Source organism: Streptomyces sp. NPDC005435, from assembly GCF_040703155.1.
Taxonomy (GTDB): domain Bacteria; phylum Actinomycetota; class Actinomycetes; order Streptomycetales; family Streptomycetaceae; genus Streptomyces.
Window position 1 is genome coordinate 214,320 of the sequence record NZ_JBEXEQ010000009.1, and the last position, 26,193, is coordinate 240,512.

The window sequence follows — 26,193 nt, forward strand, 5'->3', positions numbered from 1 at the left end:
GATCCTCATGCGCGTCGCCATGTTCGGCTATCAGACCTGGGGCCACCGCACGCTCCAGGCGCTGCTGGACTCCGGTCACGAGGTCGTCCTCGTCCTCACTCACCCGGCGAGTGAACACGCGTACGAGAAGATCTGGGACGACAGCGTCGCCGAACTCGCCGAGAAGCACGAGATACCCGTGCTGCTGCGCAACCGCCCCGACGACGAGGAAGTCCTCGCCGCCGTGCGGGAGGCGCGGCCCGACATCATCGTGGCCAACAACTGGCGCACCTGGCTGCCCCCGGAGCTCTTCGACCTGCCCCCGCACGGCACCCTCAACATCCACGACTCCCTGCTGCCCTCCTACGCCGGGTTCTCGCCCCTCATCTGGGCCCTCGTCAACGGCGAGGAGCGGGTCGGCGTCACCGCGCACCGCATGAACGGCGAGCTGGACGCGGGCGACATCCTGATCCAGCGCGCGGTGCCCGTCGGGCCGTCCGACACCGCGACCGACCTCTTCCACCGCACCGTCGACCTCATCGCCCCCGTGGTGCGCGAGTCCCTCGACCTGATCGCCTCCGGCGCCGACGCCGGGCGCTGGCGGCCGCAGGACCGGAGCAGGGCCAGCTTCTTCCACAAGCGCTCGCTGGAGGACAGCCGCATCGACTGGAGCTGGCCGGCCGAACGCCTGGAACGCCTGGTGCGGGCCCAGTCCGACCCGTACCCGAACGCGTACGCCTTCCATCGCGGCGAGCGCCTGCGGATCGTGTCGGCCGCCGTCTCCGAGGGGCGCTACGGCGGCACGCCGGGCCGGATCTTCATCCGTGAGGGCGACGGCGTGGTGGTCGTGGCGGGCCCCGACGCCCACTCCGGGCAGGGACGCGGGCTGCTCGTGCGGCGGGTGCGCACCGAGGACGGCACGGAGCTGGCCGCCACGGAGTACTTCCGCACGATGGGCGGTTACCTCACCTCGCGGCCCGAGTAGCCCTGTCCTGAGGCTTTCTGAGCAGCCGTCAATCCGTCGCCGTCGCGGGCTCCTTGGAGTCCGCGTGGTGGCGGCCCATCGGTATCACCAGCGGGGTGCCGCTCACCGGGTCGGTGGTGATCCGGCAGCGCAGATCGAAGACGTGCTCGACGGTCTCCTCGGTCACCACCTGGGCCGGCGGGCCCTCGGCGACGATCCGGCCCGCCTTCATGGCGATGACGTGATCGGCGTACCGGCAGGCCTGGTTGAGATCGTGCAGCACCATGACGACGGTGCGGCCCTCGCGCCGGTTGAGGTCGGTGATCAGGTCGAGCACGTCGATCTGATGGGCGAGGTCCAGATAGGTCGTCGGCTCGTCCAGGAGCAGGACGGGGGTGCCCTGGGCGACGGCCATGGCGATCCAGGCGCGCTGCCGCTGGCCGCCGGAGAGCTCGTCCACCGGCCGGTCGGCGAGATCGGTCAGGTTCGTCGCCGCGAGAGCGCCGTGCACGGCCTCCTCGTCCGCCTTCGACCACTGACGCCACCACGTCTGGTGCGGTGAGCGGCCCCGGCTCACCAGGTCCAGCACGGTCAGCCCCTCGGGGGCCACCGGGGTCTGCGGCAGGATGCCGAGCTTGCGGGCGAGTTCGCGGGTGGGGACCGAGCGCAGGGCGGTGCCGTCCAGTTCGACCGTGCCCTGGCGCGGGGCCAGCAGCCGGGCGAGCGCCCGCAACAGGGTGGACTTCCCACAGGCGTTGGCGCCCACGATGGCCGTGATACGGCCGGTCGGCACGGCGAGGTCCAGGCCCTCCACCACCGCCCGGCCGTCGTAGGCGAGATGGAGGTCGTGCGCCGTCAACCTCGGTTCGTACCGCCCGGGTTGAGTGGTCTTTTCGGCAAGCGGGGTGCGCGCGTCGGTGGATGCCATGCGATCAGCCTCCTGAGCCCGCGCGGTTGGCGCGGATGAGCAGCCAGAGCAGGACCGGCGCGCCGAGCACACCGGTGACGATCCCCACGGGCAGTTCCGTACCGGGGATCGCCTCCCGGGCGATCAGGTCGGACCCGAGGACGACGAGGGCGCCGGTGAGACCGGAGACGAGCGGGGGCGGCGAGTCGGTCGCGGCAAGGCGCTGGGCGATCTGCGGGGCGGACAGCGCCACGAAGGCCACCGGACCGGCCGCCGCCGTCGCGAAGGCCACCAGGCCCACCCCGGTCACCAGCAGCGCGAGCCGCACCGGCTGGACCGGCGTGCCGAGCCCCGCCGCCACGTCGTCCCCGAGCTGGAGCGTGCGCATCCAGCGGCCCATCGCCAGCGTGACCGGCAGCAGCACCGCCATCGACACGGCGAGGGCGTCCACCTGGTCCCAGGTGCGGCCGTTGAGGTTCCCCACCAGCCAGCCGACCGCCTCCTGGGCCTCGAAACGGTTGCCGCGCGCCACCAGGAAGTCGGTCGCGCTGGTGCAGATCCACGACACCCCGATGCCGACCAGGATGATGCGGTAGCCCGTCGCCCCGCGCCGCCACGCGAGCGCGTACACGACGGCGGCGGTGGCCAGCGCGCCGAGCAGCCCCAGCGTCTGCAGCCCCAGCCCGCCGGTCCAGCCGAGCACGATCGCCGCCACGACCGCCGTACCCGCGCCCTCGGTCAGCCCGATCATGTCGGGGCTGGCCAGCGGATTGCGCGTCATCGTCTGGAACACCGCGCCCGAGACCCCGAAGGCGATCCCGGCGAGCAGCCCGGTCAGCGCGCGCGGCAGCCGCAGATCCTGGACGACGATCACCGTGCCCGGATCGCCGGCGCCGGTGAGCGCGCGGACCACGTCGGGCAGCGGGATCGGATAGTCCCCGAGCGTCAGCCCCCAGCAGAACAGCAGGAACGCCGCGGCGCCGACCAGTACGCCGGTCAGGAGGAGCCGCGGGCGCAGGATGCCCGAGACGGGCGGCACGGCGAGCCGGTACGGCCGTCCGCGCCGGATCGGGGGCGCCGGTATCGCCGGGGAGGTGGGGTGGGCGGGCATCCTCATACCTCCGCGAGCTTGCGGCGTCGTACCAGGGCGATGAAGAACGGGCCGCCGACGAACGCCACCAGGACGCCCGCCTGGATCTCGGTCGGCGGGGCGACGATCCGGCCCAGGGTGTCCGCCGCGAGGAGCAGCATCGGCGCGATGGCCGCCGACAGCGGCAGCAGCCAGCGGTGGTCGGGGCCGATGCCGGCCGCCTGGGCGAGGACGCGGGCGATGTGCGGGACGACCAGGCCGAGGAAGACCACCGGGCCGATCACGGCCACCGAGGCGCCGGTCAGCAGCACGATCGCCGTCACCCCCTGGAGCCGTACGAGCCCGAGACGGCGGCCGAGCGAGGCGGCCACGTCGTCGCCGAGGGCGAGGCTGTTGAGCGCGGGCGCCGAGGCCAGCGCGAGCACCGCGCCGACGGTGAGGAACGGCAGCACGCCGACCAGGTCGCCCCAGTCCTGGTCGGCCAGTGAACCCGCCGACCAGAAGCGGTAGCGGTCCAGCGCGTCCGGGTCGGTGAGCACGATCGCGCTCGTGCAGGAGGACAGCATGAAGGTGATGGCGACGCCCGCGAGCGCCAGCTTCACGGGCGTCGCCCCCGAACGGCCCTGCCTGCCGAGGAGGTAGACGAGGACGCTCGCCGCGAGCGCCCCGGCGAACGCGAACCACACGGTGCCGTGGAGCGAGGAGAGCCCGAACACGCCCACCGCGACGACGATCGCGAACGACGCCCCCGCGCTGACCCCGAGGATGCCCGGGTCGGCCAGCGGATTGCGGGTGAGTGCCTGCATCAGTGCCCCGGACAGGCCGAGCGCGGCGCCGGTCGTCAGGCCGAGCAGGGTGCGCGGGACGCGCGCCTCCCAAACGACGTTGTCGACCGTCCTGCTGGGCGCGTGACCCAGGAGGGCGTGCACCACCTGGTCCAGCGGGACGCTCAGCGCGCCCAGCGCGACCGAGAGCAGGGACAGCAGCAGGAGCGCGGCGAGAAGGAGGCCGACGAGGGCCGAGCCGCGCAGCTTTCCGCCTGGGGCCACTGGACTCTCTCCACGTCATCGTCCGTTCGCGGGCGCCTGGTTGACAGGTAAGGCGAGCATAACCTCAGTTGTCGCCCATCGGGTCGATCTTCTCGAAGAGGGCTATCAGGTAAGGCAATGCTTACCTTACTATGCGAGCGGTTGCGGCTCCCAGAGCCGGTTCCGTCTCGCGAAGGGGAGGCACGGGCCGCTGTGTCGGGTAACACGCGTTCTGCTGAAGAGGCGATGACCGAAGAACCGCGGACCCCCGGGGCCGCGACCGCGCGGGACCACTGGCGGCAGCGGTTCGCCGGCCCACCGGCGGACACCGCACTGCCGGCCGACCTGGCCGCCTCCCGCCCCTCCGCCCCCACGGCAGTGCGGCAACGGCCGCTCGGTGTGCCACGGCCGGCCGAACACGTCCTGCTCGCCGCCCACTTCGCGCTGCTGCGCCGGTACGGCGGTGCCGCCACCGACTTCGTGGCGGCCCGGGCGGGGCTCCCGCTGCGGGTCGCCGTGGAGGGGACGACGACCTTCGCGGAGCTGTGCGACCGGGTGGCGGCGGAGATCGACGCCGCCGAGGAGCACCGGCTGTCCACCGCCGAGGTGCTCGCCGCGCTGACCGTCGAACCGGGCCGTGGCGGAGCCCTGTTGTGCGCCACCGGCTTCGGACCGGACCCCTGGAGCGGCCCGCTCGACCTCGCCCTGAGCGTCACGGCGGAGGACGAGCTGCGGGTGGCGTACCGCACCGACCTCTTCGAGCCCGCCACCGCCGACCGCGTCCTCGGCCACTACGCCACCCTCCTCGCCGACGCCCTGGCCCGCCCCGAAACCCCCGTGGGCGACCTGGAGTTGCTGACGGCGGCCGAGCGCGCGATCGTCCTCGACGCCTGGAACGACACCGCGCACGACGTGCCCGCCCTGACCTGGCCCGAGATGTTCGCCGCCCAGGTCGCCGCCCGCCCCGACGCCGTCGCCCTCGTCCACGAGGACGTGACCCTCACCTACGCCGAACTCGACGCCCGCGCCGCCCGGTTGGCCCAGGCGCTCGCCGCGCGCGGGGCCGGTCCCGAGAAGGTCGTCGCCATCGCGGTGCCCCGCTCGGCGGACCTGATCGTCGCCGAGGTCGCCGTGCTGAAGTCGGGGGCGGCCTACCTCCCGCTCGACACCGACTATCCGGCCGACCGTGTGGCCTACATGCTCCAGGACGCCCAGCCGGTGTGCGTCCTGACCACCGGCGAGGTCGCGCCCGAACTTCCCTCGGACGTGCCGCTGTTGGTCATGGACGCCCCGGAGACCCGGGCCGGGCTCGCGGAACTCCCGACATGCGACCCCGAGTCCGCCCGCGCCCTGACCACCGCCCACGCCGCCTACGTCATCTACACCTCCGGTTCCACCGGCCGCCCCAAGGGCGTCGTCCTCACCCACGCGGGCGTCGCGGGGCTCGTCGCCACCCAGAGCGAGCGCTTCGGGATCGGCCCGCACAGCCGCGTCCTCCAATTCGCCTCGCCCAGCTTCGACGTGGCGTTCTGGGACCTCTGCCTCGGCCTGCTCTCCGGCGGCCGGCTCGTCGTCGTACCCGCCGACCGCCGCTTCCCCGGCGCACCGCTCGCGGAGTACGCCCTCGAACACGGCATCACCTTCATGATCCTGCCGCCCGCCCTGCTCGCCGCGCTGCCCGAGGATGTACAACTCCCCTCCACGGCAACCCTGCTGGCCGGCACCGAGCGGGTCTCGCCCGAGCTGGTCGGGCGGTACGCGCGCGGCCGGATGATGTTCAACGCCTACGGTCCGACCGAGGCCACCACCAACTCCACGCTGGGCCTGTGCGATCCGGACACCCCGGCAGGCACCATCGTGCCCATCGGCGTCCCCGACCCCGGCACCCGCGCCTATGTGCTGGACGACCGGCTGCGGCCCGTACCGGCGGGCGTGGTGGGCGAGTTGTACCTCGGCGGCGACGGGCTCGCGCGCGGCTATCTCGGCCGGCCCGCGCTCACCGCCGAGCGGTTCGTGGCCGACCCCTTCGGGGCGCCCGGCGAACGGCTGTACCGCACCGGCGACTTGGTGCGCTGGAAGGCCGACGGCCGGCTGGAGTTCCACGGCCGCGCCGACAGCCAGATCAAGATCCGGGGCTTCCGGATCGAGCCCGGCGAGATCGAGTCCGTGCTGCGCGCCCACCCGGCCGTCGACCAGGCGGCCGTCGTCGTCCGCGAGGACCGCCCCGGCGACCGCCGGCTCGCCGCGTACGTCGTGCCCTCGCTGGACGGCGAGGCCGAGGTCGCGGAGTGGAAGGACCTGCACGAACTGCTGTACTCGGCCGCCGGTGCGGAGGGCTTCGAGGAGAACTTCGCGGGCTGGAACAGCATGTACGACGGGCTGCCCATCCCGCTCGCCGACCTGCGCGAATGGCGGGACGCCACCGTGGCCCGCGTCCGCGCGCTCCGGCCGCGCCGCGTCCTGGAGATCGGCGTCGGCAGCGGGCTGCTGCTCTCCCGGCTCGCCCCCGACTGCGCCGAGTACTGGGGCACGGACCTGTCCGAGGAGGCGATCGGCGCCCTCCGCGCACAGGTGGCCGCCGTGCCCGGCCTCGCGGACCGGGTGACCCTGCTCGCCCGCCCCGCGCACGACATCACCGGGCTGCCGGAGGGCCACTTCGACACCGTCGTCGTCAACTCGGTGATCCAGTACTTCCCCGGCGCGGAGTACCTGACGGACGTGATCCGCGCCGCCGCCCGGCTGCTCGCCCCGGGCGGCTCCCTCTTCGTCGGTGACGTGCGCAATCTGCGGCTGCACCGGGCGCTGTGCGCGGCGATCGAGCAGGCGCGCGCCGAGGACGGGACCGACAAGGAGGCGCTGCGCGCGGCCGTGGACCGGGCGGTCGCCTGGGAGGGTGAACTCCTCGTCGATCCGGACTACTTCACCGCGCTCGACGGGTTCACCGCCGAGGTGCGGATCAAGCGGGGCGTCCATCACAACGAGCTGACCCGTCACCGGTACGACGTGGTCCTGCGGCCGTCGGCCGGCCTCGCGGGTGGCGGGCGTGCGGTGGAGACCGTCCCGTGGTCCTCCCTCGGCAGCCCGGACGCCCTCGGCTCCCGCCTCGGCGCCGGCCGCCCCGCCGCACTCCGCGTCACCGGGGTACCCAACGCCCGGCTCGCCCCCGACCTCGCCGCCCTCGGCACCCTGGACGACAGCAGCCGCTCCGGAACCGGCGGCGCGGGGGTGGACCCCGAGACGCTGTACGCGACGGCCGCGCGGCACGGGTATCGCGCGGACCTCACCTGGAACGGGGAGGCCGAGGACGGCAGCGTGGATGCCGTGTTCTTGCTGGGCGAGGGCGAGGGCGAGGGCGAGGGCGAGGGCGGGGGCGCCGTCCCCGGTCCGCTCTACCTCCCCGGCCGGAACCGCCCCCTCACCAACCGCCCCGCGCCGTTCCGCAACGTCACCGCCCTGATGACCGCGCTCCGCGCGCACGCCGCCGCGTCCCTGCCCGAGTACATGGTCCCGGCCGCCCTGGTCCCGCTGGACCGGCTGCCCGTCACCCCGAGCGGCAAGCTGGACGCGGCCGCGCTGCCCGCCCCCGACTACGGGCTGCTCAGCGCGGGACGTGCCCCGCGCACCCCGCGCGAACGGCTGCTGTGCGAGCTGTACCGGCGTGCGCTCGGCGTGCCCTCCGTCACCGTCGACGACGACTTCTTCGCCCTCGGCGGTGACAGCATCACCGCCATCCAGCTGCTCGTCCTGGCCCGCCGCGCCGGTCTGGAACTGACCCCGCGCGATGTGTTCCGGCATCGCACGGTGGCTCAGCTGGCCACCGCCGCGCGCATCCCGGCCGCGGAGAGCGACGCCACCGACGACATCCCGTGGCCCGCCCCGACCGAGGACGAACTCGCCGCGCTCCAGGGGCAGTACCCCCTCGAAGTCGCCGAAGTGCTCCCGCTCGGCCCGCTCCAGGAGGGCTTCTGGTTCCACGCGCTGGTCGACGGCGGGGAGAGCGACGCCTATGTCGTCCAGCAGGTCATCGAACTCACCGGCCCCGTCGACGGCACCCGGCTGCGCCGGGCGGCTCAACGCCTGCTGGACCGGCACGCCCCGCTGCGCGCCTGCTTCCGCCAGCTCCCCGACGGCCGCCCGGCCCAGATCATCGCCACCGGTCTCGAACTCCCCTGGCACGAGGTGGACCTCGCCGCCCAGGAACCCGCCGTACGCGCGGGCCTCGCCGAGGCCGTCGCCGCCGACGAACGCGCCCACCGCTTCGACCTCGCCCGGCCGCCCCTGCTGCGCTGCGCCCTCGTACGGCTCGGCGCGGAACGCAGCCGGCTGATCCTGACGTTCCATCACATCGTCGCGGACGGCTGGTCCCTGCCCGTCCTGCACCGCGAACTCCTCGCGCTCTACGGCGACGAGCCCGCACCGCTCCCGGAGCCCGCCCCCTACAGCGCCTACTTGGCCGGGATCGCCCGCGCCGACCGCGAGGCCGCGCGCGACGCCTGGCGTACCGCGCTCGCCGGGGTCGAGGAGCCCACCCGGATGGTGGAGACCCCGGCCGGCGCCGGGCCGCTCGCCCCGGCCCAGATCCGGGTCGTACTGCCCGAACGCGCCACCGCGCTGCTCACCGCCCGCGCCCGCGAGCACGGCGTCACCCTGGGAACCGTCGTCCAGGCCGCCTGGGGTCTGCTGCTCTCCGGGATGACGGGCCGTCAGGACGTGCTGTTCGGCACCACCGTCTCCGGCCGGGACGCGGCGGTGGACGGCATCGAGTCGATGATCGGCCTGTTCATCAACACCCTCCCCACCCGGTTCGCTTGGCGCCCCTCGGACTCCCTCGGCGCCGTCCTCGAACGCCTCCAGCGGGAGCAGAGCGCCCTGCTCGGCCACCAGCATCTCGGGCTCGCGGAGATCCAGCGCGTCACGGGGCACCCCGGTGGCGGTGAACTCTTCGACACCCTGGTGGTGTTCGAGAACTACCCGGCCGAGCCGCACCTCACGGACGCCACGGGCACGGTACGGATCGCGGGGCACGCCTTCCACGACACCGTGCACTATCCGCTGGCGCTCATCGTGAAGCCCGGCCGGCGACTCGACCTGCGCCTCAAGCATCACGCGGCCAGGCTGCCGGGGGAGGTTGTGCAGACCCTCGCGGACCGGCTCACCCTCGTCCTGAACGCCCTGGCCGACGACCCCGGCCGCACGCTCGCCTCCCTCGACCTGCTCACCCCGGCCGAGCGCGCCCACGCCCACCCCGAGGGCGAACGCCACCCGCTGCCCGCCACCACCCTGCCCGAGGCTATCGCCGCCCAGACCGCGCGCACCCCGGACGCGACCGCCGTCGTCTTCGACGGCACCACCTTGACCTACGCCGAACTCGACTCCCGAGCAGAGGCGTTGGCCCGCCGCCTGCGGGCCCGGGGGGCCGGTCCCGAGCGGTTCGTCGCCGTCGCCGTACCCCGGTCGGCCGAGCTGATGGTGGCGCTCCTCGGCGTGCTGAAGACCGGCGCCGCCTATCTGCCGCTCGACCTGGACTACCCGGCCGACCGGCTGGCGTATCTGCTCACCGACTCCGGCGCCCGTACGGTCGTCACCACGACACGGGACACCGAACGGCTGCCGGACGCGGGCGACTTGGACATCGTGTGCGTGGACGCCGAGGAGGACGCCGTCGCGGCCGGGGGTGACGCGGTGGAGGCCCCCCACCCCGACCATCCCGCCTACCTCATCCACACCTCCGGCTCCACCGGCCGCCCCAAGGGCGTCGTCGTCTCCCACCGGGCCGTCCTCAACCGGCTGGCCTGGATGCAGGGGGCGTACGGACTGACCGCCGAGGACCGGGTGTTGCAGAAGACACCGGCCGGATTCGACGTGAGCGTCTGGGAGTTCTTCTGGCCGCTGTGCGAGGGTGCCGCCGTCGTGCTCGCCGCTCCGGACGGCCACCGCGACCCGGCGTACCTCTCCCGGCTGGTCCGGGACGAGCGGGTCACCACGCTGCACTTCGTGCCCTCGATGCTGGAGGCGTTCCTCGCCTCGGACGAGGTGACCGCCGACCCCGGCTGGGCGATGAGCCTGCGCCGCGTCTTCAGCAGCGGCGAGGCCCTGCCCGGCCACGCGGCCGCCCGCTGGCACGCCCTGACCGGGGTGCCGCTGCACAACCTCTACGGCCCCACCGAGGCCGCCGTCGACGTCACCCACCACCCCTACGACGGCGCCCCCGACCCGACCGTCCCGCTCGGCCGACCCGTCTGGAACACCGGCCTGCGCGTGCTCGACTCCTGCCTGCGCCCGGTGCCCGACGACGTGCCCGGCGAGCTGTACCTCACCGGCGTCCAGCTGGCCCGGGGCTACCACGGCCGCCCCGGCCTCACCGCCGAACGCTTCCTCGCCGACCCGTACGCCGGCACGCCCGGCGCGCGGATGTACCGCACCGGCGACCTCGTGCGCCGCCGCCCCGACGGCACGCTCGACTACCTCGGCCGCGCCGACCGCCAGGTCAAGCTGCGCGGCAACCGCGTCGAGCCCGGCGAGATCGAGGCCGCGCTCACCGCCCAGGACACGGTGGCACGGGCCGCCGTGACCGTACGGGACCGGCGGCTGGTCGCCTACGTCGTCCCGGCCGCCGGGCGCACCGTCGAGCCCGCCGGGCTGCGCGCCGCCCTGGCCGACGCGCTCCCGGCCGCGATGGTGCCGGACGACTACGTGGTCCTCGACGCGCTCCCGCTCACCCCGAGCGGCAAGCTCGACCAGGCCGCGCTGCCCGCCCCCGAGGCCGAGCGCGCCGTACGCCGGGCTCCCGAGGGGGAGCGGGAGCGGCTGCTCACGGAGATCTTCGGCGCGGTCCTCGGCATCCCGGACGCCGGTCCCGACGACGACTTCTTCCTGCTCGGCGGCGACAGCATCAGCTCCATCGCCGTCTCCAGCCGGGCCCGCGCGGCCGGGCTCGACCTCGGCCCGCGCGACGTGTTCACGCACCGCACCCCGGCGGCACTGGCCGAGGCGGCCCCGGCGCTCGCGGTCACGGCCGGTACCCGTACCGCCTCCGCGCTCGCCCTCACCGACGCCGAACGGGCCCGGGTGCGCGCCCTCGCCGGACCGGCCGGGCTCGCGGACGTCTGGCCGCTGGCCCCGCTCCAGGAGGGCCTGTTCTTCCACTCGAACTACGACGACGGCTCGACCCTGGACGTCTACACCGTCCACGAGACCTTCGACTTCGCGGACCGGCTCGACGCCGGCCGGCTGCGCGCCGCCGTACGCACCCTGCTGGCCCGCAACCCCGGCCTGCGCGCCGGGTTCACCAGCGACGGACTCAGCCGCCCGGTGCAGTTCATCACCGAGGACCCCGGCATCCCCCTCGAAGAGGCCGACCTGTCCGGGCTGGCGCCCGCCGAACAGGACGCCCGGCTGGCCGAGTTGACCGCCGTCGAGCGCGAGCGCCGCTTCGACCTGACGGCGCCCCCGCTGTTCCGCCTGCTGCTGGTACGGCTCGGCGCGGAGCGCGGCGACCGGCTGATCATCGGCCGCCATCTGATCCTCTGGGACGGCTGGTCGGCGTGGCTCTTCCTGGACGAGCTGTTCACCCTCTACGCCACCGGCGGCGACGCCGACACCCTGCCCGAACCCGGCAGTTACCGCGACTACCTGACCTGGCTCGACGCCCAGGACGACCGCGACGCGACCACCGCCTGGCGTACCGCCCTCGCGGGCCTGGACGAGCCGACCCTGCTCGCCCCGGGCGCCGACGGCCTGGACCCGGTGATTCCCGACCAGTTGGACCTCTGGCTGCCCACCGACCTCGGCGAGAGGCTACGGGAGACCGGGCGTGCGCACGGTCTCACCCTCAACACCCTCCTCAACGCGGCCTGGGGGCTCACCCTCGCCTCCGCGACCGGACGTACCGACGTGGTCTTCGGCACCACCGTCGCCGGACGGCCCAGCGAGGTCCCGGAGGTGGAGCGCATCATCGGTCTCTTCCTCAACACCGTTCCCACGCGCATCGCCTACGACCCCGCCGAGCCGGTGCTCGACCTGCTCCGCCGCGTCCAGGGCGAGCGCCTCGACCTCATGCCGCACGAGCACTTGAGCCTCGGTGTGCTCCAGGCCGAGACCGGGCACCGCAAGCTGTTCGACACGCTCTTCGTACTGCGCAACAGCGACACCGCCGAGCGGCTGGCCGGCCTGCGCACCCGGCACGGCGCCACCGCCGTCGCCAACGTGGACGCCACCCACTATCCGGTCAACCTCGTCGTCACCCCGGGCCCGCGGGTGCAGGTCACCCTCACCCACCGCCCCGACCTGATCCCGGCCGGCCGCGCCCGCGCGCTGCTCGACCGCTTCGCCCTGCTGCTCGACCGGCTGACCACCGACCTCACCGCCCCCGTCGGCTCCCTCGACCCGGCGCTCCCCGAGGAACGGGCCGCACTCGCCCGGCAGTGGGCCGCCAGCCGTGTCCCCGACCCCGAGGACACCATCGCCGACCTGCTCGCCGCCCAGGCCGCCCGCACCCCCGACGCCCGCGCCCTCGTCTTCGGCGACCGCACCCTGACCTACGCCCAACTCGACACCGCCGTCGACCGCATGGCCCACCTGCTCATCGGCCACGGCGCCGGACCCGAGACGATCGTCGCCCTCGGCCTGCCCCGCTCCCTCGACACGGTGATCGCGCTCTTCGCGGTCCTGCGCACCGGCGCCGCCTACCTCCCGCTCGAACTCGACCACCCCGCCGACCGGTTGTCGCTCATGCTGGCCGACGCCCGGCCCCTGCTGCTCCTGACGACCACCGCCGTCTCGGCGACCCTGGACGGCGACCTGCCCCGCGTCCTGCTCGACGACCCGGAGACGCACGCCGCCCTGGACGCCCTGCCCGCCACACCCGTTCGGCGGCGCTTCAGCCTGGAGCACCCCGCCTACGTCATCTACACCTCCGGCTCCACCGGCCGCCCCAAGGGCGTCGTCACGCCCTACCGGGGCCTGACCAACATGCAGTTGAACCACCAGAAGGAGATCTTCGACCCCGCCGTCGCCTCGGCCGGCGGACGGCGGCTGCGCATCGCGCACACCGTGTCCTTCGCCTTCGACATGTCCTGGGAGGAGCTGCTCTGGCTCGTCGAGGGCCACGAGGTGCACATCTGCGACGAGGAACTCCGCCGTGACGCCGAGGCGTTGACCGCCTACTGCGAACAACACCGCGTCGACGTCGTGAACGTCACCCCCACCTACGCCCGCATCCTCATCGAGCAGGGCCTGTTGGAGGGGCACGTCCCGCCGCTCGTGCTGCTCGGCGGCGAGGCCGTCCCCGAGACGGTGTGGACGGCGCTGCGCGACACCGAGGGGACGTACGGCTACAACCTGTACGGCCCCACCGAGTACACCATCAACACCCTCGGCGGCGGCACCCACGACAGCGCCACGCCCACCGTCGGCCGCCCCATCCGGGGCACCCGCGCCCACATCCTCGACGCCTGGCTGCGGCCGGTGCCCGACGGCGTGCCCGGCGAGCTGTACATCGCGGGCGTCGGACTGGCCCGGGGCTATCTCGACCGCCCCGGCCTCACCGCCGACCGCTTCGTGGCCGACCCGTTCGGAGAGCCCGGCGAGCGCATGTACCGCACCGGCGACCTGGTGCGCCGGGGTCCCGACGGCAACCTCGACTTCCTCGGCCGCACCGACGACCAGGTCAAGATCCGCGGCTACCGCGTCGAGCCCGGCGAGATCGAGACCGCCCTCAGCCGCCACCCGCTGGTCGCCCAGGCCGCCGTCGTCGTCCGCGACGAACGCCTCGTGGGCTACGTCGTCCCCGCCCGCACCACCGGCGAGGAACGCTCCACCGCCGAGGACGCCCAGGTGGGGGAGTGGCAGGAGATCTACTCCGACGAGTACGAGGAGATCGGCACCGCCGTCCGCACCGAGCGCTACGACGGCTGGGACAGCTCCTACGACGGCCGTCCCATCCCCTTCGCGGAGATGCACGAGTGGCGCGAGGCCACCCTCGCCCGCATCACCGCGCTGCGCCCGCGCCGCGTCCTGGAGATCGGCGTGGGCTCAGGGCTGCTGCTCTCCGGCATCGCCCCCGACGTCGAGGCGTACTGGGCGACCGACTTCGCGGCACCCGTCATCCGCAAGATCGGTGAGGAACTGCACTCTCACGCGCCCGAGTTGGCCGCCAAGGTCGAGCTGCGCTGCCGGCGCGCCGAGGACTTCACCGGGCTGCCCACCGGGTACTTCGACACCATCGTCATCAACTCGGTCGTCCAGTACTTCCCGAGCATCGACCACCTCACCACGGTGATCCAGGGCGCCATGGACCTCCTCGCCCCCGGCGGCGCCCTGTTCGTCGGTGACGTACGCAACCTCCGGCACGCCCGCCTGTTCCACACCGAGATCCAGCGCGCCCGGGGCCTGGAAGGGGCGGAGCTGGAGCGGGCCGTGGAGCGCGGCCTGCGTCTGGAGAAGGAACTCCTGGTCGACCCCGACTACTTCACCACCCTCGGCCACCACGTCGACCTGCGCACCAAGCGGGGGCACCACCACAACGAACTCACCCGGCACCGGTACGACGTGGTGCTGTACCAGGGTGAGCCGGATGTGTTCGTGGACGGGCTGCCCCCGGTCGCCTGGCCGGGCGTCGCGGATCTCGAACAGCGGCTGGTGGACGGCCCGTTGCGCGTCACCGGAGTTCCGGACGGCCGTACCGTCGCGGGCGGCGTCGATCCCGAGAGCCTGCACGAGCTGGGCGCCCGGACCGGGCACCAGGTCCTCACCACGTGGTCTTCGGAACCCGGCACCTACGACGCCGTGTTCGTCGCCCCCGGCGAACTCCGGCTCACCGCCGGCCTCTACCGTCCCGGCGCGGGCACCGCCCCCTACGCCAACGACCCCACCGCGGCCCGCGAGACCAGCGCCCTGGTACGGCGCCTGCGCGAGGACCTCGGCCGCGAACTGCCGGACTACATGGTCCCGTCCGCCTTCGTCACCGTCGACACGCTGCCCATGAACGCCAACGGCAAGCTCGACGTGCGCGCCCTCCCCGACGCCGAACCCGTCACCGCGCTCGGCGGCGGACGCGGACCCCACACCCCCGAGGAGGAGACGCTGTGCCGGCTCTTCGCCGAGGTGCTCGGGCTGCCCGAAGTCGGCGCCGAGGACGGCTTCTTCGACCTCGGCGGCCACTCCCTGCTCGCGACACGGCTGGTCAGCCGGGCCCGCACCGAACTGGGCACCGAACTCGCCATCCGCGACCTCTTCGAGGCGCCGACCCCGGCTCTGCTCGCCGTCCGCGCCGACAACGGCAGGCCCGCCCGGCCCGCCGTCACGGCCGCCCCGCGCCGCCCGGACCGCGTGCCCCTGTCGGCCGCGCAACGACGCCTGTGGCTCGTGGAATCCCTCACCGGCTCCGGCGCCGCCTACAACTTCCCGCTGGTCGTGCGGTTGCGCGGCGCCCTGGACACGGAGGCCCTGCGGCTCGCGCTGCGTGACGTGGCCGCCCGCCACGAGTCCCTGCGCACGCTCGTCGCCGAGCACGACGGAGAGCCGTACCAGCACATCCTCGCGGCCGGGGACGCCGTACCCCTGCTGACCGTCACCGACCGCGCCGAAGACGAGCTGCCCGAGCTGATCGAGGCCGCCCAGCGCCGCCCCTTCGACCTCACCCGCGAACTCCCGCTGCGCGCCGAGGTGTTCCACCTCGCGCCCGACGACCATGTGCTGGCGGTCGTCCTGCACCACATCACCACCGACGAGTGGTCCGACCGCCCCTTCCTGGCCGACCTCGAAACCGCCTACGCCGCGCGGGCCGCCAGACGCGCCCCCGAGTGGCCCGCGCTGCCCGTGCAGTACGCCGACTACACCCTCTGGCAGGACGCTCTCCTGGAGCGGCTGGGAGAGCAGCAACTCGCCTACTGGAAGCAGACGTTGCGGGACCTCCCGGACGAGCTGCCGCTGCCGCTCGACCGGCCCCGCCCCACCGCGCCCACCGGCGAGGGCGCCACCGTGCGGTGCACGGTCCCCGAGGACACCGGGCGGGCCCTGCGCGACCTGTCCGCCACGACCGGCGCCAGCATGTTCATGCTGCTCCAGGCCGCCACCGCCGCCCTGCTCCACCGGCTCGGAGCGGGCGACGACATCCCCCTGGGTGCCCCCATCGCGGGCCGCACCGACAGTCAACTGGACGATCTGGTCGGCTTCTTCGTCAACACCCTGGTGCTGCGCGCCGATCTGTCCGGCGAAGACCTCACCTACCGCCGACTCGTGGACCGGGTACGGGAGTCCTCGCTCGCCGCCTTCGAGCATCAGGACGTGCCGTTCGACCATGTGGTGGAGGCCGTCAACCCGCCCCGCGCCAGCGGCCGCAACCCGCTCTTCCAGGTCATGCTGGGCTACCACCACCGCCCCGACGGCGACCCCGGCACCCTGCTCGGACTGCCGGTGAGCCGCTGGTACGACATGGACACCGGGACCGCCAAGTTCGACCTCGACTTCACCTTCGTGGACGAGTCCGACAGCACCGGCCGCATCACCCTCCTGCTGGAGTACGCGACCGACCTGGCAGACCCGGAGACCGCCGGCCTGCTCGCCCGGCGACTGGTCCTGCTCCTCACCGAGGCCGCCCGCACCCCGGACGCCCCGATCGCCGGGCTCGACCTGCTCACCCCGGGGGAGCGGGACGCCGGCTGGAACGACACCGGGCGGCCGCCGGAGACCCGCAGCGTTCCGCGGATCCTCGCGGACACGGCCCGCGCGCATCCCGGCCGTACCGCACTGGTCACGGGGCCGGACGGCGACCTCAGGCGTACCTCGTTCGCCGAACTCCAGGGTGAAGTGCGGGGGTTGGCTGCACTCCTGCGCTCCCGGGGTGTCACGGCCGGTTCCGTGGTCGGCCTCGCGCTGCCCCGGCACGCGATGGTGCCCGCACTCCTCGGTGTCCTCGCCTCCGGCGCCGCCTATCTCCCGCTCGACCCGGAACTCCCGGCCGAGCGGCTGGAGTTCATGCTCGGCGACGCGGAGCCCGTCTGCGTCCTCACCACCCGCGCGCTGGCCGACCGGCTGCCCACGGACACCCCGCGTCTCGTCCTGGACGAGGCCCTGCTGCCGGACCCCGGCGAGGGCCCGCTGTCCGACACCGGCGACGTCCGGAGCGCCGACCCCCAGGACGCCGCCTACGTCATCTACACCTCCGGCTCCACCGGCCGCCCCAAGGGTGTCGTCGGCACCCACCAGGGCCTGAGCAACCTCTACGCGTCCCACCTGCGCGACCTCGTCGAACCGGCGGTGCGCGACACCGGCCGCGACACCCTGCGCGCCGTACACGCCGCCTCCTTCGTCTTCGACGGCTCCTGGGAACCCCTGCTCTGGCTCCTCGCGGGCCACGAACTGCACGTCGTGGACGAGACGACGATGCTCGACCCGGCCGCGCTGCTGCGCCGGCTGGACGACAGCGCGATCGACTTCACCGACCTCACCCCGACGTATCTCCGCGAGCTGATCCACCACGGCTTCCTGACCCCGGGTACCCGCGTGCCCGCCGTGCTCGCCGTCGGCGGCGAGGCCACCCCGCCCGACCTGTGGGGGCGCCTGACCGCGCTGCCCGGCACGGCCGTGCACGATCTGTACGGGCCCACCGAGTGCGCCGTGGACGCCTACGGCTGGCACCACACCGCCGACGGTGCCGGCGCGGCCCCGCTGGACAACATCCGCGCCCACGTCCTCGACCCGCTGCTCCGGCCCACCCCTGTCGGCGCGCCCGGCGAGCTGTACCTCGCGGGTGCCGGACTGGCCCGGGGGTATCTGGGCCGACCCGGCCTGACCGCCGAGCGCTTCGTGGCCGACCCCTTCGGGGAGCCCGGCGCGCGGATGTACCGCACGGGTGACCTGGTGCGGCGGCGCCACGACGGCACGCTCGTCTTCCTCGGGCGCGTCGACGACCAGGTCAAGCTGCGGGGCTTCCGGATCGAGCCGGGGGAGATCGAGGCCGTCCTCACCGGCCACCCCGGCGTGTCGGCCGCCACCGTGGTCGTGCGGGAGGACCGGCCGGGGGCGCCGCGACTGGTCGCCTATGTCGTCCCGGCGCAGGACACTGCGGGTCTCGATCCCGCCGAGCTGCGCGCCCACTCCGCCACCCGGCTGCCCGAGCACATGGTCCCCGCGGCCTTCGTCACCCTCGACGCGCTGCCCCGCACGGTCAACGGCAAGCTCGACCGGAACGCGCTGCCCGCCCCCGACCCGGCTACGACCGCGATGCCGGGCGGCCGGGCGCCGCGCACCCCGCGCGAGGAGCTGCTGTGCCAGCAGTTCGCCGCCGTCCTCGGAGCGGAACGCGTCGGACCGGACGACGACTTCTTCGCCCTCGGCGGTCACTCGCTGCTCGCCATGCGGCTGGTCAGCCGCGTCCGCAGCCAGCTCGGCGCCGAACTCACCCTGCGCACGGTCTTCGACGCCCCCACCCCGGCCCGCCTCGCCGCCCGCCTGGACACACCCGGCTCTGGCCGGCGCCCCGCCCTCGCCGATCCCCGGCCGCGCCCGGAGCCGCTCCCGCTGTCGGCGGCCCAGCGGCGGCTGTGGCTGCTGGCCCAGGTGGAGCGGGACAGCACCGCGTACACGATCCCGGCCGCCTGGCGCCTGACCGGAGCGCTGGACCGGCGGGCGCTGGCGGACGCGCTGAACGACGTGGTGGCCCGGCACACCCCGCTGCGCACCGTCTTCCCGTCCGTCGACGGAGTGCCGTACCAGCGGGTGCTCGACCCGGCCGAGGCCCACGTCCCGCTCGCCGAGGCACCTTATGAGGAGCTGCCCGCCCACGCCGGTCACGTCTTCGACCTGGAGCGTGAACTCCCGCTCCGCGCCACGCTCTTCGAGACCGGCCCCGACGAACACGTCCTGCTGCTCCTGCTCCACCACATCGCCACCGACGAGTGGTCCGACCGGCCTCTGCTGGCGGACCTGAGCGCCGCCTACGCGGCCCGTACGGCGGGACGCGCGCCCGACTGGGCCCCGCTTCCCGCGAGTTACCCCGACTACACCCTCTGGCAGCGGGACCTGCTGGAGGCCACGGAAGCGGAGCTGGTCGCCCACTGGACCCGGGCCCTGCGCGGGCTGCCCGCCGAGCTGAACCTGCCGGCCGACCGGCCGCGCCCGGCCGAGTCCAGCGGGCGCGGCGACACCGTCGGCTTCACCGTGTCCGCCGAACTGGCCGACTCCTTGCGCGGGTTGGCCCGTACGCACGGCGTCAGTATGTTCATGGTCGCCCAGGCGGCCGTGGCCGCCCTGCTGCACCGGCTCGGTGCCGGGGACGACATCCCGCTCGGCGCCCCGGTGTCGGGCCGTACCGACGAGGCGCTGGAGGGGCTGGTCGGCTTCTTCGTCAACTCCCTCGTACTGCGGACCGATCTGTCCGGCGACCCGACCTTCGCCGACCTCCTCGCTCGCGTCCGGGAGACCGACCTCGCCGCCTACGACCACCAGGACCTGCCGTTCGAGCGGCTGGTCGAGGCCGTGAACCCCGAACGCTCGCTCGCCCGGCACCCGTTGTTCCAGGTGATGGTCGTCCACCTCGCGGGCACCGGCGCCGGACCCGCGCTGCCCGGCGTCGCGGCCCGCCGTGAACCGGTCGGCCAGGCGACCGCCAAGTTCGACCTCAGCTTCGACTTCGTGGAGGAGGGCGAGGGCATCCAGGGCTGGATCGAGTACAGCACCGACCTCTTCGACCGCTCCACCGCCGGCCTCCTCGCCCGCCGGCTGGAACGGCTCCTGGCGCAGGCCGCCGCCGACCCCGGCCGCCGCGTCCGCGACCTCGACGTGCTCCAGGACGAGGAACGCGCCCGCGTCCTCACCGAGTGGAACGCCACCGACCACCCCGTCCCGGCCGTCACCCTGCCCGAGCTGTTCCGTGCCCAGGCGGCGCGCACCCCCGACGCCACCGCCCTTGTCTTCGAGGGCAGTTCACTCACCTACGCCGCACTCGACGAGCGCGTGGACCGGCTCGCCCGCGCCCTCCGCGCCCGCGGCGCGGGACCCGAGGCCACGGTCGCCGTCGCCCTGCCCCGCTCCACCGCCCTGGTCGTCGCGCTGCTCGCCGCCCACCGCGCGGGCGCCGCCTACCTGCCGCTGGACACCGGCCACCCGGCCGGCCGGCTGGCCTACACGCTCACCGACGCGCGCCCGGCCTGCCTGGTCACCGCCGACAGCATCGACCTCCCGGACACCGGAGTGCCCCGCCTCGCCGTGGACCTGGACGGCACCCCGGCCACCACGCAATCCGCCCCGCTCCCGGACGCGTACGATCCGCTCCACCCCGCCTACGTCATCTACACCTCCGGTTCCACCGGCCGCCCCAAGGGCGTCACCGTCCCCCACTCGGCCATCGTCAACCGGCTGTTGTGGATGCAGGACGCCTATGAACTCGGCTACGGCGAGCGGGTGTTGCAGAAGACCCCGGCCGGGTTCGACGTGTCCGTGTGGGAGTTCTTCTGGCCGCTGATCACCGGTGCCACCCTGGTCGTGGCTCCGCCCGAGGCCCACAAGGACCCGGCCCGGCTCGCGAACCTCCTGTGTGAACAGGGCGTCACCACCGCGCACTTCGTGCCGTCCATGCTGCGCGCCTTCCTGGAGGAGCCCTCGGCCGCCGACCGCACGGCCCTGCGCCGGGTGTTCAGCAGCGGGGAGGCACTGCCCGCCCCGCTGGCCGCCTGCTTCCACCAAGTGCTCCCGGACGCCGCCCTGCACAACCTCTACGGCCCGACCGAGGCCGCCGTCGACGTCACCGCGCACGAGGTGGGCCCCGACCCGGTGAGCGTGCCGATCGGCCGGCCGGTCCACAACACCCGCGCCTACGTCCTCGACGCCGGACTGCGCCCGGTACCGCCGGGAGTGGCCGGTGAACTGTACTTGTCCGGTGTCCAGTTGGCGCGCGGCTACCTCGGCCGGCCCGCCCTCACCGCCGAGCGGTTCGTCGCGAGCCCCTTCGACGCGCCCGGCACCCGCATGTACCGCACCGGCGACCTGGCCCGCTGGACCGCCGACGGTGAACTGGAGTATCTGGGCCGCACCGACCACCAGGTGAAGCTGCGCGGCTTCCGTGTCGAGCCCGGCGAGATCGAGGCCGTCCTCGCCGCCCACCCGTCCGTCGCCCACGCCACCGTGCTGCTCCGCGGCGAACACCTCGTCGCCTATGTCGTCCCCTCCGGCGAGGGGGAACCCGGCTCCGCACCGCTGCGCGCCCACGCGGCGGCCGCCCTGCCCGACCACATGGTCCCGGCCGCCGTCGTCACCCTCGACGCGCTCCCGCTCACCCCCAACGGCAAGCTCGACCGCACCGCCCTGCCCGCGCCCGACTTCGCCGCCGAGGTCACGGACACCCGCCCGCGCACCCCGCGCGAAGAAGCCCTGTGCACCCTGATCGCCGGGGTGCTCGGGCTCGAACGGGTCGGCCCCGACGACGACTTCTTCGCCCTCGGCGGGGACAGCATCGTCGCCATGCAGCTCGTCGCACGGGCCCGCGCCGCCGGGCTGGCCTTCAGCCCGCGCGACGTGTTCCGCCACAAGACGGCCGCCGGACTCGCCGCCACGGCCACCGCCCCGGCCCTGCCGGACACCCCCGACGCCACCACCGACCTGCTCGCCCTCACCGACGCGGAACGCGCCGAACTCACCGGCCTGCCCCCGGGCACCGAGCTGCTGCCCGTCACCCCGCTCCAGGCCGGACTGCTCTTCCACGCCGCCCTGGACGACGGCGACGAAGGCCCCGACGTGTACACCGTCCAGGTCTCCTACGACCTCGAAGGGCCCCTGGAAACCGAGCGGTTGCGCACCGCCGCTCAGCGTCTGCTCGACCGGCACGAGAACCTGCGCGCCGGATTCCGGCACCTGGCGTCCGGGCGGCCCGTCGCCGTCGTACCGCGCACGGTCGCGGTGCCCTGGCGGCAGCTCGACCTCGGTGCGGACGACGCCGGGGACGCGGACGACACCGGTGGCGCGGACGGCCACGGCACCTGGAGCAGGCTCCTTCGCGAGGAGCGGCGCCGCTTCGACACCGCCCGGCCGCCCCTGCTGCGGCTCCTCCTCGCCCGCCTCGGGCCGGACCGGCACCGCCTGGTCCTCTCCCACCAGCACCTCCTGCTCGACGGCTGGTCGCTGCCCCTGCTCACCGCCGAGCTGTGGCAGCTCTACGAGGGCCGGGACCTGCCCGCCCCCGCTCCCTACCGCGCCCAGCTGCGGCTGCTCGCCGCCCGCGACCCCGAGGTCTCCGCCACGGCGTGGGCCGACGCCCTGGACGGACTGGCCGAGCCCACCCGGCTCGCCCCCGCCGACCCCGGCCGCGCCTCCGAGGTCCCGCACACCCACACCGTCGAACTGGACCCGGACCGCACCGCCGCCCTCGACGCCTTCGCCCGCGCCCAGGGCCTCACCCTCAACACGCTGGTCCAGGCGGCCTGGGGCATCCTGCTCGGCCGGCTCACGGGGCGTGACGACGTGGTGTTCGGCGCCACCGTGGCCGGTCGATCACCCGAACTCCCGGGCGCGGAGACGATGATCGGCCTCTTCATCAACACCGTGCCCGTACGCGTCCGCATCCGGCCGGGGGAGAGCGTCGCGGACCTGCTCGCCCGGCTCCAGGACGAACAGTCCCGGCTCATCGACCACCAGCACCTCGGCCTCGCCGACATCCAGCGGGCCGCCGGACTCGGCGAACTCTTCGACACGCTCATGGTGTTCGAGTCGTACCCGGTGGCCGAGGAGCCCGACGACGCGCGCACGGACCGCCCCCGGATCACCGTCCGGGACCACGAGGACGCCACCCACTACCCGTTCGCCTGGGCCGTGGAGCCCGCCGAACGGCTCCGGCTCACCGCCGAGTTCCGCCCCGGTTCGTTCGAGGAGGGGACCGTACGGCACATCACGGCCGCCCTGGTGACCCTGCTGACCACGATGGCCTCCCGTCCCGAACTGCCGGTCACCGGGCTCGACTTGCTCGACACGGCAGGCCGCCACCAGGTCCTGGAGACCTGGAACGACACCGCGCTGCCCGCGGCCTCCGAACACACCACCGTCCCCGCCCTGTTCGCCGCGCAGGCGGCCGCGACCCCGGACGCGCCCGCCGTCAGCGACGCCACGACCGGCTGGACCTTCGCCGAACTCGACGCCCGCACCGACCGGTTGGCCCGCGCCCTCGCCGCCCGGGGCGCCGCCCCCGAACGCCTGGTCGCCCTGGCACTGCCCCGCACCGCCGAGCACATCGCCGCGATCCTCGCCGTGCTGAAGTCGGGCGCCGCCTACGTGCCCCTCCACCCCGACCTGCCCGAGGCCCGCCTGCGCGACCTCCTCGCGGACACCCGGCCGGCCCTGATCCTCACCACCGCCGAACTGGCAACCTCCCTGCCCGGTACGGACGTTCCGGTCGTACGCCTGGAGGAGCTGACCGACGCCCCCGAGGCCCCCGTCACCCCGCCCGGGCCCGACCACCCCGCCTACGTCATCCACACCTCCGGCTCCACCGGCCGCCCGAAGGGCGTCGTCGTCACCCACCGGGGACTCGTCAACCTCTTCCACAGCCACCGGCACGACCTGCACGAGCCGGCCAAGCGCCGCACCGGCCGCCGTCATCTCCGTGTCGCCCACGCCTGGTCGTTCGCCTTCGACGCCTCCTGGCAGCCGCAGCTCTGGCTCCTGGACGGGCACGCGCTGCACATCGCGGACGACGACACCTGCCGCGACCCGGAACTCCTCACCGCGTTCATCCGCGACCGGGGCATCGACTTCATCGAGGTCACCCCCTCCGTGCTCGACCGGATGGCGGACGCCGGACTGTTCACTCCGGACGGAGACTGCCCGCTCGCGGCCGTCGGCTTCGGCGGTGAGGCGGTGCCCGAGCCGCTGTGGACCCGGCTGGCGGCGCTGCGCGACACCGACGCGGTGAACCTGTACGGCCCCACCGAGGCCACCGTGGACGCCCTGATCGGCCGGGCGGGCGACAGCGAGCGGCCCGTCGTCGGCCGTGCCGTGCACAACTCCCGCGCCTATGTGCTGGATGCGGCGCTGCGGCCGGTGCCGCCCGGGGTCACGGGCGAGCTGTATCTCTCCGGCCCCGGTCTGGCCCGCGGCTATCTCGGCCTGCCCGGCCGGACCGCCGAGCGTTTCACCGCCGACCCGTTCGGGGTGCCCGGCGCCCGTATGTACCGCACCGGAGACCTGGCCCGCTGGACCGAGGACGGCCTGCTGGAGTTCGCGGGCCGCGCCGACGACCAGGTGAAGATCCGCGGGTACCGCGTCGAACTCGCCGAGATCGAGGCCGCGTTGGACACCCACCCGGCCGTCGTACGGTCGGTGGTCACGGCCCGCGAACTCCGGCCGGGCGTACGGCAGCTCGTCGCGTATGCCGAGGTTCCGGACGGTGACGCCGAACCGGCCGATCTGCGCGCCCACTTGGCCGCGCGGCTCCCGCAGTACATGGTCCCGGCCGCCGCCGTGGTCCTGGACCGGCTGCCGCTGCTGTCCAACGGCAAGCTGAACCGCGCGGCCCTCCCCGCGCCCGACCTCGCGCGCACGGGCGGAAGGGCGCCCGGGAACGAGACCGAACGCCTGCTGCGCGACCTGTTCGCGGAGGTCCTGGGCGTGCCCCCGGCCGCCGTGGGCGCCGACGACGACTTCCTCGCCCTCGGCGGGGACAGCATCGTCGCCATGCACCTGGTCGCCCGCGCCCGGACCGCCGGACTCAGGATCACGCCCCGCCAGGTGTTCCGGCTGCGCACGGTCGCCGAGCTGGCCGCCGTCGCCGTACCCCTCGGCGCCGCCGAGCGTGTGCCCGGGCACGACGACGGCACCGGCACCGTCCCGCTCACGCCGATCATGCACGCCCTGCGCGAGCGCGGCGGCCCCATCGCCGCCTACCATCAGGCCGCCCTCGTCCAGACCCCGGCCGACCTGGACGAACCCGGACTGCGCACCCTGCTGCGGACACTCGCCGACCGCCACGACATGCTCCGCGCCCGCCTGGACCGGGGGCCGGACGGGCGGACGTGGACCCTCCAGGTGCCCGGCTCGCAGGACGTCGACACCTGGCTGACCCGCGTCGACGTACGCGACGCCGACGACGGAGGGCTGCGCGAGGCCATCGCCCGGCACGCCGCCCGCGCCCGCGACGGGCTCGACCCGGACGGCGGCGCCATGGTCCAGGCCGTGTGGTTCGACGCCGGACCCGGCCGGCCGGGACGACTGCTGCTCCTCGTGCACCACCTGGTGATCGACGGCGTGTCCTGGCGGGTCCTGCTGCCCGACCTCGCCGCCGCCTGGGCCGACCTGCGGGCCGGGCGTCCCCCGCAACTCGCCCCCGTGGAGACCTCGTTCGGCCGCTGGTCCCGGCTGCTCGCCGCCCACGCCACCGACCCGGCCCGCACCGGCGAGCTGCCCCGCTGGCGTGCCGAACTCGCCCCCGGCGCCGGGCTGCCGCCGGCCCGTCCGCTGGACCCGGCCCGGGACACCGTCGAGACCACCCGCTATCTCTCCCTGACCCTGCCGCCCGACATCACCGGGCCGCTGCTCGGCCGCGTCCCCGCCGCGTTCGGCGCCACCGTGAACGACGTGCTGCTGACCGCGTTCGCGCTCGCCGTGGCGGACTGGCGACGGCGCGCACTGGACGCCGGGAACGCGGGCGGAGCCGTCCTCGTGGACCTCGAAGGACACGGCCGCGAGGAGGAGTTGGCCGGGGACGCCGATCTGTCCCGCACGGTCGGCTGGTTCACCAGCGTGGTCCCGGTCCGGCTCGACCCCGGCGACATCGACCCGGCCGACGCCCTCGCGGGCGGACCCGCGCTGGACGCCGCGCTCGCCGCGATCGGCCGCCACCTCGCGGACCTGCCCGCCTCGGGCATCGGGCACGGGCTCCTGCGCCACCTCAACCCGGAGACCGGCCCGCTGCTCGCCGAACTCGACGAACCCCAGATCGAGTTCAACTACATGGGCCGCTTCGGCCACGCCGAGGCCGCCGACTGGTCCTACGCCCCCGAGGAGGACGCCGCCGACCTCGACGCCGACCCCGCCATGCCGATGTCGCACGCCCTCACGCTCAACGCCCTCACCGAGGACCGCGCCGACGGTCCCCGTTTGAACGCCCACTGGGCCTGGGCGGCCCGGCTGCTCACCGAGGACGCGGTGGACGACCTCGCCCGGACCTGGTTCCGCGCCCTGGAAGCCCTCGTACGACGGGCCGACGCCCGCACCGAGACCGACTGACCGACCGACCCGACGA

5 protein-coding genes are annotated in these 26,193 nt (G+C 74.4%); 2 read left to right on the plus strand and 3 right to left on the minus strand.

The window, feature by feature from the left end; genetic code table 11:
- Positions 1 to 7: 7 nt before the first annotated feature.
- Positions 8 to 964, plus strand: coding sequence for a methionyl-tRNA formyltransferase (locus AB0898_RS14085; protein WP_366803155.1), 957 nt, complete (start codon positions 8 to 10; stop codon positions 962 to 964).
- Positions 965 to 992: 28 nt separating this feature from the next.
- On the opposite strand, the gene AB0898_RS14090 is transcribed toward AB0898_RS14085, so the two are convergent.
- Genes AB0898_RS14090 through AB0898_RS14100 form a run of 3 tightly spaced genes read right to left on the minus strand, consistent with a single transcriptional unit; the run spans position 993 to position 3,989 of the window.
- Positions 993 to 1,871 (minus strand): ABC transporter ATP-binding protein, encoded by an 879-nt coding sequence (locus AB0898_RS14090; RefSeq protein ID WP_366803156.1) that lies wholly within the window; start codon positions 1,869 to 1,871, stop codon positions 993 to 995.
- A gap of 4 nt (positions 1,872 to 1,875) precedes the next feature.
- A complete protein-coding gene (locus AB0898_RS14095; RefSeq protein ID WP_366803157.1) occupies positions 1,876 to 2,961 on the minus strand; it encodes an iron chelate uptake ABC transporter family permease subunit in 1,086 nt (361 codons plus the stop codon).
- Positions 2,962 to 2,963: 2 nt separating this feature from the next.
- Positions 2,964 to 3,989 (minus strand): iron ABC transporter permease, encoded by a 1,026-nt coding sequence (locus AB0898_RS14100; protein ID WP_366803158.1) that lies wholly within the window; start codon positions 3,987 to 3,989, stop codon positions 2,964 to 2,966.
- Positions 3,990 to 4,214: 225 nt separating this feature from the next.
- Here AB0898_RS14100 and AB0898_RS14105 point away from each other — a divergent pair, with 225 nt between their 5' ends.
- Positions 4,215 to 26,177 carry a non-ribosomal peptide synthase/polyketide synthase gene (locus AB0898_RS14105; RefSeq protein ID WP_366803159.1) on the plus strand — a complete coding sequence of 7,321 codons (21,963 nt, stop codon included), beginning with the start codon at positions 4,215 to 4,217 and terminating at the stop codon, positions 26,175 to 26,177.
- The last annotated feature ends 16 nt before the right edge of the window (positions 26,178 to 26,193 follow it).

What these genes read in the sequence shown, in the direction of transcription:
- AB0898_RS14085 (WP_366803155.1), top strand. Translation starts at nt 8, where the DNA reads ATGCGCGTCGCCATGTTCGGCTATCAGACCTGGGGCCACCGCACGCTC.
- AB0898_RS14105 (WP_366803159.1), top strand. Translation starts at nt 4,215, where the DNA reads ATGACCGAAGAACCGCGGACCCCCGGGGCCGCGACCGCGCGGGACCAC.
- AB0898_RS14090 (WP_366803156.1), bottom strand. Translation starts at nt 1,871, where the DNA reads ATGGCATCCACCGACGCGCGCACCCCGCTTGCCGAAAAGACCACTCAA.
- AB0898_RS14095 (WP_366803157.1), bottom strand. Translation starts at nt 2,961, where the DNA reads ATGCCCGCCCACCCCACCTCCCCGGCGATACCGGCGCCCCCGATCCGG.